The sequence below is a fragment of the Portibacter marinus genome (assembly GCF_021533195.1).
GTDB lineage: Bacteria > Bacteroidota > Bacteroidia > Chitinophagales > Saprospiraceae > Portibacter > Portibacter marinus.
The window spans coordinates 101670-115993 of record NZ_JAJNKB010000004.1; the positions used below are offsets into that span (position 1 = coordinate 101670).

Below are 14324 nucleotides of genomic sequence, written 5' to 3' on the forward strand. Positions count from 1 at the left end.
CGGGATGAAGTATCTGCTCTTTTTTTATCTGATCTTTTTAGGTTTGTATGCCAATGGGCAGCATACCTATCAGCTTGAATGGAGAAAAGAAACGACGATTTTTACAAGCGCAAGTCTAATGTTTGCCGGAAGTTTCTACATTGACTCAAAAAGAGAGCCACTGCTGATTCCAGCACCTGGGTCTATATTGCCCCCTATTAATAAACTGGATCGCGGAACACTGGATTATTATTCTCCTCTCTCCAGAACTGCCAGTGATGTACTCTTTTATAGTCTGACCGCTGCCCCTTTTACCGTGCTGACTTCTTCGAAAATTAAAAATGATCGGCTGGAATACTTGATCATGTATAGTGAGGTCATCGCTTTAAATGGTGGTTTCACTTTTCTGGTTAAATCCGCTGTGAATAGAAAGCGGCCCTATTTTTTCAATGAAGAAGTGCCCCTAGAAGAACGCCAGAATATCGATGCCAGAAAATCATTTTTTTCGGGACATACTTCACATGCTTCCGCACTTAGTTTTTTTACAGCGCGTGTATTTTCAGATTTATATCCTGAGTCTGATTGGCGATTTGTAGTTTGGGGTGCGGCGGGTGTATTTCCAGCAGCCACGGCTTACCTGAGGGTTCGTGCAGGACGGCATTTTCCCACGGATGTCATAGTAGGATATGGAGTGGGCACCGGGATTGGTTTGCTCGTTCCTTATCTGCATAGGGTCAAAATCAATCGAAACCAAAGTATGGTGTTGAGTGGAACGTCTAATGGCCTAGCATTTACCATTGAATTTTAGAATTCTACCACGTTAAGAATAGATAGAATTTGCATCAAGTTCTAATTAAAGATACTCTTTTGAACATTTCGAAATTCATCCAAAGAACTTAAAATATCTACCACAGAGGCTTCATTTTCCTGGAAAAACTGCAAATTCTCTAAATTGGATATTTGGTAGGACATCAAACGATTCAATGATAGCAAATACCCCACTTCCTTAACTCCGTCTTCGATCTCCTCTTTGATGATTTCCTTTAAGTTTTCAGTCATCTCTTCTGCAATTGAATCTTTAGTATTGCCAGGATTGATACCCATGTCTCTTAAGGTTTCAGTAATCTGTTCTTCAAGACCGCAGGTATGTTTGATATAGTAAGTCAACATTAACTGCTTTTTTTCCGTCAGAAAGCTAATCTCACTTCCATCGAAGTAGTCATTGGTTTGTTTAAACATGGCATATAAGTTACTCAACTCTTTCGCCTTAAGGTCATCTATGTTCATCTTGCTTTATTTCTTATGGAATTACAGCGAAAATGCATATGTTCGAATTGCAACTTTACTTTTATGAGTACGTATACCATAAGCGAATCGAAAGTGTGGAACTTTAGTAACATTACGATGGGATGGGCAGTATCCCAATATTCCGAACCTTACGGTCTGCACCACGCAAGCAATAATAGAGACACTGTTAGACTTCACATGGGAATTAAGGGTGACTATAGCTTCTCATGTCCACAATTAAATAAATCCTGGGATCTGATCGGAGGTCATCACAATATCCTGTACTGCAAGGGAATAGACCTTGAAGTCAGAAATAAGTCAATGGAGATAGAAACATTTGGCGTCGAATTTCCTAAAAATGTTTTTCTAAATTTGGTGAAAGGGCAGGATGGCATCGTAAGTGGATTTTGCAAGCAGATCATTCAGGGAGATGAATTAACCATTTCTAAGAATTGGGGCAGCATCAATGTTAATGTTCAAAACATTATCAATGAAATTCTGAGCAATCCGTATTCAGGTAATTTGGAAAACATGTATCTCTTTGCCAAAACATTAGACTTGCTTGTGCTGTGTCTCCATGAATATCAATCAAAATTACTTCATCACTCTGTTCATATTAAGTCCACAAAGGACAAGGAAGCCATCATCGCCGCCAGGGATTACATCAATAAAAATATGAAAATGGCTCCCAGTATTCCGGAGATAGCCAGACATGTTGGCTTGAATGAATTTAAACTAAAATATGGCTTTAAAGAAATGTTTGGTAAGCCTATATTCAGTTACTTGATGGAGCTTCGACTCCATAAAGCTACACGCGTCTTGAGGGATACTTTAAAACCCATTAAGGAAATCGCAGATGAGTTGGGTTTTTCATCTCCACAGCATTTAAGTACTCAGTATAAACAGAAAACAGGGCTAAGTCCAAAAGAAGTGAGGGGAGGAAATAAATTTCAATATAAATAGATGTTCAAAAATATTACACTTCATAATCACTAAGTTAATGAAAGCTTTCAACGTTCACTCAGATCCCGGAGTCAAAGAAAAATTTCAAGGATATCCTGAAAAGGTTAAACCCAGAATGGAAACATTGAGAAATCTAATACTGGAAACCGCCTTTGAAAATGAGCGAATCGATCATGTCCTCGAAACCCTTAAATGGGGAGAGCCAAGCTACCTCGTAAAAAAAGGCACAACCATTCGAATCGACTGGAAGGACAAATATCCTGATCAACTAGGCATGTTTTTTCAATGCACCAGCAAGATTATTCCGACTGTGAAAAAAGTATATGGAAATACTTTTAAATATGACGGAAGCAGAGCTATATTGCTTGATTTAGAAAAAGAAATTCCAAGAGTGGAGCTTAAAGAATGTGTAGCGCTTGCATTGGATTACCATCTGCTTAAGGATAAACCTCTAATGGGTATTTAATCCCTATTTTGTAATTTTTAATACTAAATTTAAACGAACTTTAGTGCGCTTACAGGTAATTTAGTTTTATGAAAGATATCGTTAACAAGGTCGTGATTAAAGCTGATCGGGAAAAAGTATGGGATTTACTGACCAACCCTGATCTTACCCCGGAGTATATGTATACTTGCGCCATTCTCAGCAATTTTAAAAAAGGCAGTTCCGTGATATGGAAAGGCATCCATGATGATGTCATTTACGTTACTGGAAAGTTGATAGCGTTTAAACCCTACTCCGTAATGTCTTACACCGTCATTGACCCTAATGCCGATTATCCACAAACGCCCGAGAACCATCTTAAGGTACAATATTTGCTTGAAGAAAAAAATGACAAGACACTATTGACAGTGATACAATCGGGCTATGAAACCGTTGCTGAAGGTCAAAAACGATACGATGAGGCCATAGCCAACGGGGGATGGACATCTATCCTGGAAAAAATTAAGGAAATGGCAGAGGCAAAATCATAAAGCAACCAATTGCAAAGTCTTATAGTTGTTGGTACTAGCGCTTTAAAGCTGATAAAGCATATACCAGTGGAATTTTATCCTCAAGATGCTTAATCCTGTATTTTCCGGATTCAAACTCAATCATGTTTGCAAAGCAATAGTAAGGCGAATAATCATATTCTTTCAGCGTCTGTAACGAAAATCCTTCTTGCAATAATGCATCAATTACAGAACTCATACTGTGATTCCAGGTGATCGAAGTGCTTTCAATATCCGCAGTTGTATCTGCATAACTACCATTTTCCACTTCGACAATTGGTTCTCGATTGAAATAACTGTATTTAATATACTTTAAGTCATCATCAAACATCCATACCAAAGGGTGAAATTCTACCAAAATAAATCTCCCCCCTTGTCTCGTAAATTTTGATACCAATCTAGCCCATTCATGGATATCTGGTAACCATCCAATAGTGCCATACGACGTAAATACAAGGTCAAATTCCTGATCAAGGAACCTAGACAATTCGTACAAGTCACAACAGACGAACTGCGCACTAAGACCCAATTTTTCATTCACTTCTCTGGCACGTAAAATGGCTTGTTCTGAAAAATCTACGCCCGTGACTTGAGCACCCATTCTCTGCAAGGATAATGAATCCTGTCCAAAGTGACATTGCAAGTGTAAAATGGATTTCCCTTTTACAAGTCCTATGAGTTCAGTTTCAATGCTGTTAAGTGAAGACTGCCCTTCCAGAAACTTTTGTTGCTGATAAAATTCTGAAGCGATATGTAAATCCACTTTCTTATTCCATGAATCTTTATTGGTTAGTAGATAGTCCATTGAATTATGATCTGTTGAAGTTTAAGTTCAAAATTAAGAATATCAAATCAAGTTTGATTTCAATATCATTTAATAATACCGTTCAAAGTAAAGTCTTGACCGTTCGGAACTAGATTTGATACCGTCGGGTAATACCTCTGAATATATCAATTTAAAGCTACATATTTGAATGAAGCGACAATGGCCTAATCAGATTCATTTCTCTGAATCTAGCTTAAAAAAACCTTAAAATTAAAAATTATGAAAAATTTAATTTGTCTCTTTCTCGCTGTTTTCATTATAGTTGGCTGCGAAAAAGAAAGTATCAGTGATCTGCATGCAGAGCTAGAAATCTACGAAACACATTCGTTGATGAGCCCTACTAACAAAAGAGAAGTTTGCCATAAAGGTGAAATCATCAGCATTGATCTGACTTCAATACCAGATCACCAGGCACATGGCGATGCCATAGATATGGATGGAGATGGATTTTTTAATATTGATAACCCATGTAGCGAAATTGATTGTGATGACACTCTGTATAACCCCGAAAATTTGTGCAGTTGTGTAGAAGGAGAATTAGAGGTGCATGTAGATCCGGATGGCATACCTAACAGCAGTGATGAATATACGCTCTACGTTTCCCCATCGGACAATGGTTTAGTTACTTATAATGCAACTCAATGGCCTGAATGTGTTGATATTCTTGATCTTCCTAACATATCTGACCAGGCTGCCGCACTTGCAGATTTTGATGGTATAAACAATACTAGCCTAATTGTGGATCAAATCGGTGATGAAATTTATGCTGCTAATACATGTGTTAAACTTTCCGTGGAAACAGGCTGTGACTGGTATTTACCTGCACTTGGTGAATTAGAAGCTATGTATCAACAGCTAAGTGGCGATGCTGCCAATAATTTTACAGATAGTTATTACTGGAGCTCCACAGAAGCATCAGAATGTAGCGCCTGGTGGATTATCTATGGTGATCATACCATAGGCAATGATGGCAAGTTTAATGGTGCTTTTGTCCGGTGTGTTCATAGATAGACTGTCCAGCTACCGAAAATAGGTATTCATATACTGAATTCAGTGATCACAAACCTGAAATTATATTTATTAATCTTAAAAAATCAACCTATGAAAATACATACAATTGTCATTTTTCTATTTGGTATCCTTTCAGGGAGTTGGGCAGATGCTCAATCTCTTAGTTCTGAAGTAATATCATCTGAGGGAAATGTAAGCAATACTTCTACTTTATCTATCGAGTGGACGCTAGGAGAGCTCATGGTAAATAGTGTACACACGGATAACCTTATACTAACGGAAGGTTTCCACCAACCTCTACTCGAGGTTATTGGGATATCTGATTTATTTCCATTGGCGCTTAGAAACGGCAATGACTTAATTAAAGAAGTAAAGGTAAATGCTTGGCCTAACCCCTTTCATGAGACGGTAAATATTCAAGTTGAAATGCCATATGATCAAGAACTTTTAGTTCAATGCTTTAATGCACAAGGAAGAAGGATGGCACAACAAAAGCAAATTCTTTCAAATAACATTTCTGAAGTAAGCCTTGATGGTTATGCTTCAGGCCTATATTTTTTGAAAGTCTCTGATTTGGCACATAGACACCTCAAAACAATGATAATTAACAAACTCTAAAAAATGAATAAAATGAAAAAATTATATCTCTTACTCATCGCAATACTCTTTTGTAGTATAATAAGTTATGCTCAGCAAACTCCTGCAGGAATGAAATACCAGGCTGTTGCAAGAGATCTTTCTGGACAAGTGATGTCCGATCAAAAAATTAAATTAGAGATTACGCTTTACAGCCAACAAGATCGTAAATCTGTTAAGTACAGCGAAACACACGACATAACTACAAACAAGCTTGGTTTATTTTCTATAACCATAGGAGAAGGGAAATCAGGAAGAGGCAACTTTAAAAATGTCCCATGGAGCTCTGAGGACATTTGGATGCAATTAGCCATTGATGAAAATGGCGGAAATAAATTTGTAACGCTTAGCGATAGTCGCTTACTGGCGGTACCCTATGCTTTTCACGCTGCAACCGCTAATGCTGTAGTGAGAGATGGTAAGATTTTAAGGGGAGATGATTCTGGTATACCTTCACAAGTATGGTCCTTATTTGGAAACAGAAATACTGATCCTGCCAATGATAAATTGGGAACGACCGATTGTGCAGACCTCCTTATTGTTACCAACAATCTAGAACGACTCAGAATTCTTTGCACTGGGGAAATAGAAATTGATTCTGATTTAGATATTGGCAATGATCTTAATGTTGTTAATAATGCCAATATTGGAAATGACCTGACTGTTCAGCAAAATGTAGAGATTAACATTTCAGGTGGGAATTCTATAGTTCATGGTGATTTGGATGTGGTTGATCAAAGTTCTACCAATCTTACAGGTACATTAAACGTTGATGGAACAACAGATTTGAATAGTAGTCTGGACGTCAACAACGCCAGTCCAACGAATCTGACGGGCACCCTAAATGTAGATGGAACAACCGATTTGAACAGTAGCCTGGATGTAAACAATACTAGTCCAACCAATTTAACAGGGACTTTGAACGTAGATGGCACAACCGATTTGAACAGCAGCCTGGACGTCAACAATGCAAGTCCTACGAACCTGACAGGGATATTAAACGTCGATGGAACAACCGATTTGAATAGTAGTCTGGATGTCAATAATGCTAGTTCTACGAATCTGACTGGAACCCTAAATGTAGACGGCACAACGGATTTGAATAGTAGCCTGGACGTCAACAATGCCAGCCCTACGAACCTGACAGGGACATTAAACGTCGATGGAACAACAGATCTGAATAGTAGTCTTGATGTCAATAATGCCAGTCCAACGAATCTGACAGGAACCTTAAATGTAGACGGCACAACGGATCTTAATAGTAGCCTGGACGTCAACAACGCCAGCCCAACCAATTTAACAGGGACTTTGAACGTAGATGGCACAACCGATTTGAATAGTAGCCTGGACGTCAACAATGCAAGTCCTACGAACCTGACAGGGACCTTGAACGTAGATGGAACCACCAGTCTAACGAACCTTACCATGAGTGGAAACATCAACATTACAAGTACAACGCCCTCAACTGATTGCGAAACAGGATCGATTGTAACTGATGGCGGTCTGGGAGTGGCTGGAGATGTCAATGTAGGTGGTGGAGTTCACGTAAAGGGCAATGGTTATGCAACCGGAGCTCAGGAGAATTTTGATGATCACGTCGTGAGAATTGAAGGAGGTAATCACGGTATTGCGGTCAAATCAAATTTCAATACGCCTACAAGAAATGCAAATTTCATGACCTTCTTTGGTGCTAATGGAGCTCCACTGGCAAGAATTGAAGGATTCAGAGGAATCGGAGGTGCCGGGCAAACTCAGATGGTTAGTGCTATGATAGTAGAAGGCGCCCAATCCAATGATTCTGTAGCTGTTACACAAACGAACCAGTCGTTGGATCAGGATCCTGCAGGTGTTCCGGCGAGTGCTGAACAGTTCTTCAATAGCGATTATGGCTTTGCATTATTAACCGGAGCTCTAGAGTTTGTTTATACCATCGTAGCATTCGTCATAAATCTAGTCGGAGCAGTAGCAACAATCGGTATATTTGGTGATTTTGATGATGTTTACTGGGGAGCAGTAGATATGGTTAAGTCAGGGATCATGTTTGGTGGCATTGTCCTCTATAATGAACTCAATCTAGGAGCTACATTTGAATCAGGCGGAGCTGACTACGCTGAATGGTTAGAAGCTGCAGACCAAACAGAACAATTCTCTTTTGGTGATGTCGTTGGATTGAAAAGTGGAATGGTCTCTAAGCATTTTGAAGAAGCTGAAAAATACATGGTCATATCGAAAAATCCAGGTATCGTGGGAGCTATGCCTAAAACTGAAGACAAACGTCATTACGAAAAAGTAGCCTTCATGGGACAAGTTCCTGTAAAAACCATAGGCGATGTAAAAAAAGGACAATATTTGCTTCCTTCAGTGAGTGAACCAGGCGTTGCTATGGCTGTAGCCAAAGAAGATATGAAAGCTAGAGATTATTCAAGAATCATAGGTATCGCATGGGACGATTCAGATCCAAACAGAATATTTAATTACATCAATACTGCCGTCGGCATCAATGCGAATGATATGTCAATGGTTATCGAAAATATGCAAGTAATGCTCAATAGATTGCAATCATCTATGCAAGAACTCAATCCAAATTTTGAAGCTGTGTATTTTGATACTGGCGATCGAAACATGGATGAGCAGACCAAGCATATATCTCAATCACCCAGTTTTGCAAGTATGATTAACAGCCATAGCGCTGGAAAAAGCTTTAACTCAATAGAGGAAGCTTTAGTACCCATAACTAAGTATGCAGATTCACAAGACCTTAATTTAGCGCAATACCCTTATTTGCTCGATTTAGTCAATGATCCAAGTAATGAGGAATTAGCTGAAAAAACTCTTGCACATTATACTTCCGTTTTGGAAAACCTTGAAAACTTGTTTATTTCTGCACAAAAATCAAGAACTAAATAGACCTTCTTGAAAACCATTATTAAAACAGGACAAAGACGACAGGAGATATAAATTTCCTGTCGTTTTTTCTTAGTGTGCCGCCATTGTTCTTTCCATGCTACCCTATATCATTTTAAATCTTTTAACAACATCATCTCGTAATCTTCTGCTAATGGGAATGAGCGAGTTTTGTATCATTAGATACTCGTTGTTTTTATGGATTGAAGTAATGGATTTTAAATTGACGATGAATGACCTATGAGTTCTAACAAAAGTGTCATTAGGCAAAAGTTTTTCTATATTGCCCATTGGAGTAGAGACATGTAGTTCCTGGTCGCTGGTTTTAATTCTGCAATAATTTCGGCTGGCCTCCAAAAAAAGTATTTTTTCCATGTGCACCATAATCATTTCTTCATGATGTCGTACAAAAAGCCGGTCCTCCATGACCGTAAAGGATACCGTCTCCATATCCTTTGACTCTAACTCCATTCTTTCCAATGTGATCTCAATTGCTCTCAACAAATCATCCTTGCGAAATGGCTTGGAAATAAAAGCATATGGTTTGGCTTCTTTGGCCTTTTTAAAGGTAGCATCGTCCACATTGGAAGTCAAGAATATAACAGGAGTCTGATACAATTTAAGAATTTCTTTCGCAGCATCGATACCATTCATCTTTCCGCTTAATACAATGTCCATCAAGATGATTTCTGGCTTACTTTCTTGTAAAGCCTTTAAGACATCTTCCGCTTTTGTGTAGATACCTACCACTTCGTATCCCACGGTTGTCAATTCGATAGAAATATCTGCTGCTATCAACATCTCATCTTCGACAATCATTATTTTGCTGGCTTCACCTTCCTTCATGTGGTCTTAAACTGCTGATTTAATTTGTGGAGGAAAGTTAAGAATAGCTGCGGTTCCATTCTCTTTTACAATATTTAAAACACCACCTAGCTGCATTGTGAGCAAATTGATCAATATGCTTCCAAACCCTGTGCCTTTTTCCTCGCTGGATTTTGCGTCAGGTATTCCATTATCAGCAATAATTAATCTATAATTATTCGTGGGTAGTGTTTCTAAGCTAATGGAAATAACGCCCTGCTGTTTTCTAGGGAAAGCGTATTTAATAGCGTTTGTTATCAATTCATTTGCAATCAGTCCGATTGGAACAGCAGAATCAATATCCATTTCTATTTCATTCATTTCTACTTTTATCAATACATTTTCTGCAATTTCTCCAAAACCGTCTCTAATAGCTTCACCCATGGTCTTAAAATAGTTGCTCATTTCTATAGAAGCTAAATTTTCGCCTTGATAGAGTTTTTGATGAATTAAAGCCATTGAAGCCACTCTGTTTTTGCTTTCAATGATCACATCGTAAGCAGCACTATTTTCGATGCTCTTAGATTGTATATTGAGAAGACTTGAAATGGTCTGCAAGTTATTTTTGACCCTATGATGTATCTCCTTTAATAGTAATTCATTCTCCTGATTCTTTAAAGATAATTCTTCTGTAATTTTTCGATTCTTGCGATAGAAGTAGAACACGACAAAGAGCAAAGTAGCAAGAATTATTGCTATACCGATGGTCAGCCATTGAATTCTAGTTTTTTGCTTTAATTGTCTTTCTTGTAATAAAAGAGCTTGATCCTTTTTACCAGTTTCGTACTTGATCACTGCTTCCGATTCTAGATTACTGATTTTGTCATCGATCATTTTGGTTTTTGCTGCCAATCCTTTCCTTTGATATTCATAAGCCTTCTCATAATCATTGAGGTTCATATAGGTATCAGCCAGATTAAAATACGGATCCCATATTTGTTCTATACCCCTATTTTCCAGAGATTTGACTCCAACTAACATATGATCTAAAGCAGACTCGTAATCACCCTTTAGGCGATATGCATCACCAACTTCTACTCGGTACTGCGCAGCACCTTCTACGCCGATTTTATTTTCTACTATTTTCCAGGCTTGTGTTGCATCTTTCAGCATCTCATCAAAGTCTCCTGTTTCTTTCGAAATGTCTGATCTGTAAGAATATGCCCTTGATTTAATGAATACCTCACTCGGTATGTGTTCATCTACCATTGCTATACAAGTATTGGCAGCTTGATAGGCCTCCTCGTAATTCTTCAGTAATCTGTGAGAAATGATGAGGTTAAACAGGGTAATTGAGTGATTATAATAGTCTAACTCTTTTTCAAATATCGGAATAGCACTATTGGCATATTTGATGGATTGCTCCGGTTCTTCTAAGACTCTAAACATAGAGGAAAGGTTCTTGTAGCAGCCTGCAAGTCCCTGTTCATCTTCTAATTCTTCATAAATTTTAATGGCTTCAAAAAGTATTTCCTCCGCATTATCATAAGAGTTGTTGTTCATATAATCTATGGAAAGATTCTTATAAGTATCTGCTATTTTTTTTCTGTTTCCGGCTCTTTCAAAGTGATATAAAGCCTTCTCACCATGGTAGATGATGGAATCAGAACCAAATTTATAGTGGTATCCATGCCAGTTCGATAAGGATGTATGAACATCTCCCATAAGCTCATGCTCCCCTAGCTCATATGCCTTGTCTAAGGCGCTTAGTGAAATGTCATGAAAGTCAATAGAGTCTTTCGTATAATTTTTTTGCATCCAGGATAGCGTAGAATCGATAGGTAGCGTTTGGACATCTGAAATGGAGAAAGACTGCGAAGTAAGATGGGCAATGACCAACAAGTAGAAACAGCAACTCGTGGCAATACGTGAAATAGTGATGATCATTGATGAGTATTGTAGGGCGTTAAAAAAGTAGCTATTCCTAAATGTATTGAGAAAAATTGTCAGAAACTAAACTTTGGCTCAAAACTATGTTTTTTCTTTGAAAGCAAACTTCAGGAAAATTCCTTTCTGTTTACACTTATTAGTACTTGTATCCATCACCATACGGACTTACTAAATTATAGCCATCCATTTCTGAATATATGAGGCTCAGACATCCAAGAATCCTTAAATAAGAAACTTAGAAAGCATAGTAATACTAGGAGTTAGAGTTATTTCCAGAAACAGAACAATTTCTATATCATTCCAATTAGGCAAAATAAAAATTGACTGTTAACAAGAAACCCTCAAAAAGAGATATTATAGTCGTAGGTTCATCAGCTGGTGGACTTGACGCTATGATTAATCTTACCACCAATTTACCAAACGACCTGGATGCTTCGATTTTTATGGTACAACATATGCCTGCATATGGAAAGTCTGATCTTTCTCATATTCTGGGCAGAAATACAAATTTAAACGTCAAAGAAGCGGAACATGGTGAAAAAATCAAAAACGGTACGATCTACTGTGCAATAACCAATCATCATCTTTTGCTCGAAGAAGATCGTATTTTCTTATCGAACGGTCCCAAAGAAAATCGGTTTCGACCTTCAGTAAATGCACTTTCCAGGTCAGCAGCATATAACTACAAAGAGCGTGTCATTGGAATTATCTTAAGTGGTGTACTTGATGATGGCAGTGCCGGAATGTGTACTATTAAAAGATTTAATGGCTTAGGAATTACACAATCAACTGAAGACGCGCTCTTTGATAGTATGCCTACTCAGGTTTCAAGATACGTGGATATTGATTATACCCTCTTGGCGAGTGAGATCGGCAAACTATTGGGCAAACTTTCAAATCAAACTGTTGCAAAGCCACCTGAAGTGCCTAAAGTGTACGAAAAACAGATGAAAATGGAAATTGAAATCGCTAAGAACAAGAATGCATTACAAATGGGCGTCTTTGAGAAAGGGAAGTTCACCCCATTGACTTGTCCCGATTGTGAAGGGGCACTGATCGAAGTTCCTGACGAAAAAGTATTAAGATTCAGATGTCATACCGGACATGCATTTACTGCTGACGCTCTCCTTTCGGGAGTCACAGAAAACATAGAGGCAGATCTTTGGAATGTAATGAGACGTATGGAAGAAGGCAACTTTGTTCTGAATAAGATCGGTCGACAGTTAGAGTCCTATGGAGTCACTGAAGCTTCTCAAAACTTTTATTCTGAAGCGGAAAAACTAAAAACTAAGTCCACCGTAATTCATGATCTCATAAAAGAAAATGATGTTCTGAATACTAAGAAAATAATTGGCATTTAACTACTACAGGACAACATAGAGCAACCTACTTTATGTCTTGCCCATTCTGGTCTTCTCGCGAACCACTTTTGAAACTCCGGTTGCTCATTATAGGGCTGCTTAAGCATCGTGAATAATTTATCAATTAATGTGTAATCGCCCTTGTCCGCCTCATCGATTGCAAGCTGAGCCATGTAATTTCTTAAAACATACTTAGGATTAACTTCATTCATCCTTTTCTTGCGCTCTTTTAGGTCAATGTTTTCTTTAAAAAGTCTTTGCTGATAAGCGGTAAACCAATCCTGCCAAGCAGAGGCAATTATTTCCCACTTTCCATTGGCCTCGTAAAAAGCATCCTTAACTACTTCCAGGTATTTTCCCTGAAGGTCTATGTCAATGGTAGGGTCAAAATCTGCAAGTTGCCTGAAAAATATAGTCATGTCCGTTTCTGAAAAAGTCAACATTTGCTCTAAGTCGTCAATCAAAGCCCGGTCTCCATCTTCGTGGACGAAGAGTCCAATTTTAGACTTCATCATTTCCAAATAAGCGGGAGTATATATCGACCCATATGAGTTCAAAATCTCCTCTAAAGGTTCAGTGTCTTCGATTAACGGATAGAGGGCATTCCCCAATTGCATTAAATTCCAAAAGGCAATATTGGGCTGATATCCAAATCTATATCGACGAGTTTGCCGGTCCGTAGTATTGGGTGTCCAACCCGGGTCATATCCCTCTAGCCATCCGTAGGGACCATAATCAATTGTCAATCCCAGTACGGACATATTGTCCGTGTTCATCACTCCGTGCACAAAGCCCACGCGTTGCCAGTGAATCACCATATTCACTGTTTTTTCCATTACACGTCTATAAAAGTCAAGATATTTCTCCTTCCCATCAGTTTTAATTTCCGGAAAAAAGTATTGGATGGTGTAGTCCACCAGTTTTTTCAAATTCTCGACATCCTTTCTTGCGGTAAAAATCTGATAATTGCCAAATCTTAAGAAGGAAGGTGCCACTCTGCAAACTACAGCACCTTTCTCTAGCTCCGGATTGCCATCATACATCATGTCTCTCATTACCTCATCACCTGTCAAAATCAATGAGAGGGATCGTGTCGTTGGGACACGAAGGTGATGCATGGCTTCACTGCATAAGTGTTCCCTTATGGAAGATCTCAAGACTGCAAGACCATCTGCACTTCGGCTATATGGTGTTTCACCAGCCCCTTTGAGTTGCATGACCCACCGCTGACCATGATGAAATACTTCCCCAATATTGATAGCACGACCGTCACCCAATTGACCAGCCCAGGTACCAAATTGATGGCCACCATAAACCATGGCATAAGGTGCCGCTCCTTCTAATGGGGTGGAACCAGAGAATACCTCAAGAAATGCTTGAGACATAATTTCCTCCTTAGTTATACCCAAAAGAGCAGCCGTTTCTTCGCTTGCATGGACCAATTTTGGTGAGGTGGGTTGCCTGGGGATGACATATGAATAGGCAGCCTGAACCACTTGACATCTATTATTGGTTGTGACCGGATCAGCAGGCAATTCTGCAGTGAAAGTATCGTCAAGTTCTAGTTTCATATTTATCTAACCCGAATGGGTCAGGAAAGTTTTACACAA

Annotated in this window: 13 protein-coding genes; 8 read left to right on the top strand and 5 right to left on the bottom strand. The window is 38.7% G+C overall.

Annotated features, from left to right (window positions below):
* Positions 1 to 4 precede the first annotated feature (4 nt).
* Positions 5 to 787, top strand: a complete 783-nt coding sequence (locus L2567_RS11490) for a phosphatase PAP2 family protein (RefSeq protein ID WP_235297918.1) — start codon at positions 5 to 7, stop codon at positions 785 to 787.
* A gap of 41 nt (positions 788 to 828) precedes the next feature.
* Here L2567_RS11490 and L2567_RS11495 read toward each other — a convergent pair whose 3' ends face one another.
* Positions 829 to 1266, bottom strand: coding sequence for a hypothetical protein (locus tag L2567_RS11495; protein ID WP_235297919.1), 438 nt, complete (start codon positions 1264 to 1266; stop codon positions 829 to 831).
* A gap of 63 nt (positions 1267 to 1329) precedes the next feature.
* Here L2567_RS11495 and L2567_RS11500 point away from each other — a divergent pair, with 63 nt between their 5' ends.
* The 3 genes from L2567_RS11500 to L2567_RS11510 all read left to right on the top strand — a co-directional run bounded on the left by L2567_RS11500 (position 1330) and on the right by L2567_RS11510 (position 3204).
* Positions 1330 to 2229: a helix-turn-helix domain-containing protein gene (locus tag L2567_RS11500; protein WP_235297920.1), complete on the top strand. Its 900-nt coding sequence runs from the start codon at positions 1330 to 1332 to the stop codon at positions 2227 to 2229.
* Positions 2230 to 2266: 37 nt separating this feature from the next.
* On the top strand, positions 2267 to 2695 hold the full coding sequence (locus L2567_RS11505) for a DUF1801 domain-containing protein (RefSeq protein WP_235297921.1): 429 nt from the start codon (positions 2267 to 2269) through the stop codon (positions 2693 to 2695).
* 68 nt (positions 2696 to 2763) lie between these two features.
* Complete coding sequence (locus tag L2567_RS11510; protein ID WP_235297922.1) at positions 2764 to 3204, top strand: SRPBCC domain-containing protein; 441 nt, start codon at positions 2764 to 2766, stop codon at positions 3202 to 3204.
* Positions 3205 to 3238: 34 nt separating this feature from the next.
* Here the strand turns inward: L2567_RS11510 and L2567_RS11515 are convergent, their stop codons facing one another.
* A complete protein-coding gene (locus tag L2567_RS11515; RefSeq protein ID WP_235297923.1) occupies positions 3239 to 4027 on the bottom strand; it encodes a class I SAM-dependent methyltransferase in 789 nt (262 codons plus the stop codon).
* Between the two features lie 240 nt (positions 4028 to 4267).
* On the opposite strand from L2567_RS11515, the gene L2567_RS11520 reads away from it, so the two are divergent.
* From L2567_RS11520 to L2567_RS11530, 3 genes are all read left to right on the top strand, one after another.
* Positions 4268 to 5059, top strand: coding sequence for a DUF1566 domain-containing protein (locus tag L2567_RS11520; protein ID WP_235297924.1), 792 nt, complete (start codon positions 4268 to 4270; stop codon positions 5057 to 5059).
* Positions 5060 to 5149: 90 nt separating this feature from the next.
* A complete protein-coding gene (locus tag L2567_RS11525; protein ID WP_235297925.1) occupies positions 5150 to 5677 on the top strand; it encodes a T9SS type A sorting domain-containing protein in 528 nt (175 codons plus the stop codon).
* A 12-nt stretch (positions 5678 to 5689) separates the two neighbouring features.
* Positions 5690 to 8602 carry an autotransporter outer membrane beta-barrel domain-containing protein gene (locus L2567_RS11530; protein ID WP_235297926.1) on the top strand — a complete coding sequence of 971 codons (2913 nt, stop codon included), beginning with the start codon at positions 5690 to 5692 and terminating at the stop codon, positions 8600 to 8602.
* A gap of 102 nt (positions 8603 to 8704) precedes the next feature.
* Here the strand turns inward: L2567_RS11530 and L2567_RS11535 are convergent, their stop codons facing one another.
* Together L2567_RS11535 and L2567_RS11540 are read right to left on the bottom strand one after the other, a co-directional pair.
* The gene (locus L2567_RS11535) at positions 8705 to 9445 is read right to left on the bottom strand and encodes a LytR/AlgR family response regulator transcription factor (RefSeq protein WP_235297927.1); all 741 of its coding nucleotides are present in this window, start codon (positions 9443 to 9445) and stop codon (positions 8705 to 8707) included.
* 6 nt (positions 9446 to 9451) lie between these two features.
* Positions 9452 to 11350: a sensor histidine kinase gene (locus L2567_RS11540; RefSeq protein WP_235297928.1), complete on the bottom strand. Its 1899-nt coding sequence runs from the start codon at positions 11348 to 11350 to the stop codon at positions 9452 to 9454.
* A 323-nt stretch (positions 11351 to 11673) separates the two neighbouring features.
* Here L2567_RS11540 and L2567_RS11545 point away from each other — a divergent pair, with 323 nt between their 5' ends.
* Positions 11674 to 12714: a chemotaxis protein CheB gene (locus L2567_RS11545; protein ID WP_235297929.1), complete on the top strand. Its 1041-nt coding sequence runs from the start codon at positions 11674 to 11676 to the stop codon at positions 12712 to 12714.
* On the opposite strand, the gene L2567_RS11550 is transcribed toward L2567_RS11545, so the two are convergent.
* Positions 12711 to 14285 (bottom strand): protein adenylyltransferase SelO, encoded by a 1575-nt coding sequence (locus L2567_RS11550; protein WP_235297930.1) that lies wholly within the window; start codon positions 14283 to 14285, stop codon positions 12711 to 12713. The two genes, L2567_RS11545 and L2567_RS11550, sit on opposite strands and share 4 nt — an antisense overlap.
* Between the last annotated feature and the right edge of the window lie 39 nt (positions 14286 to 14324).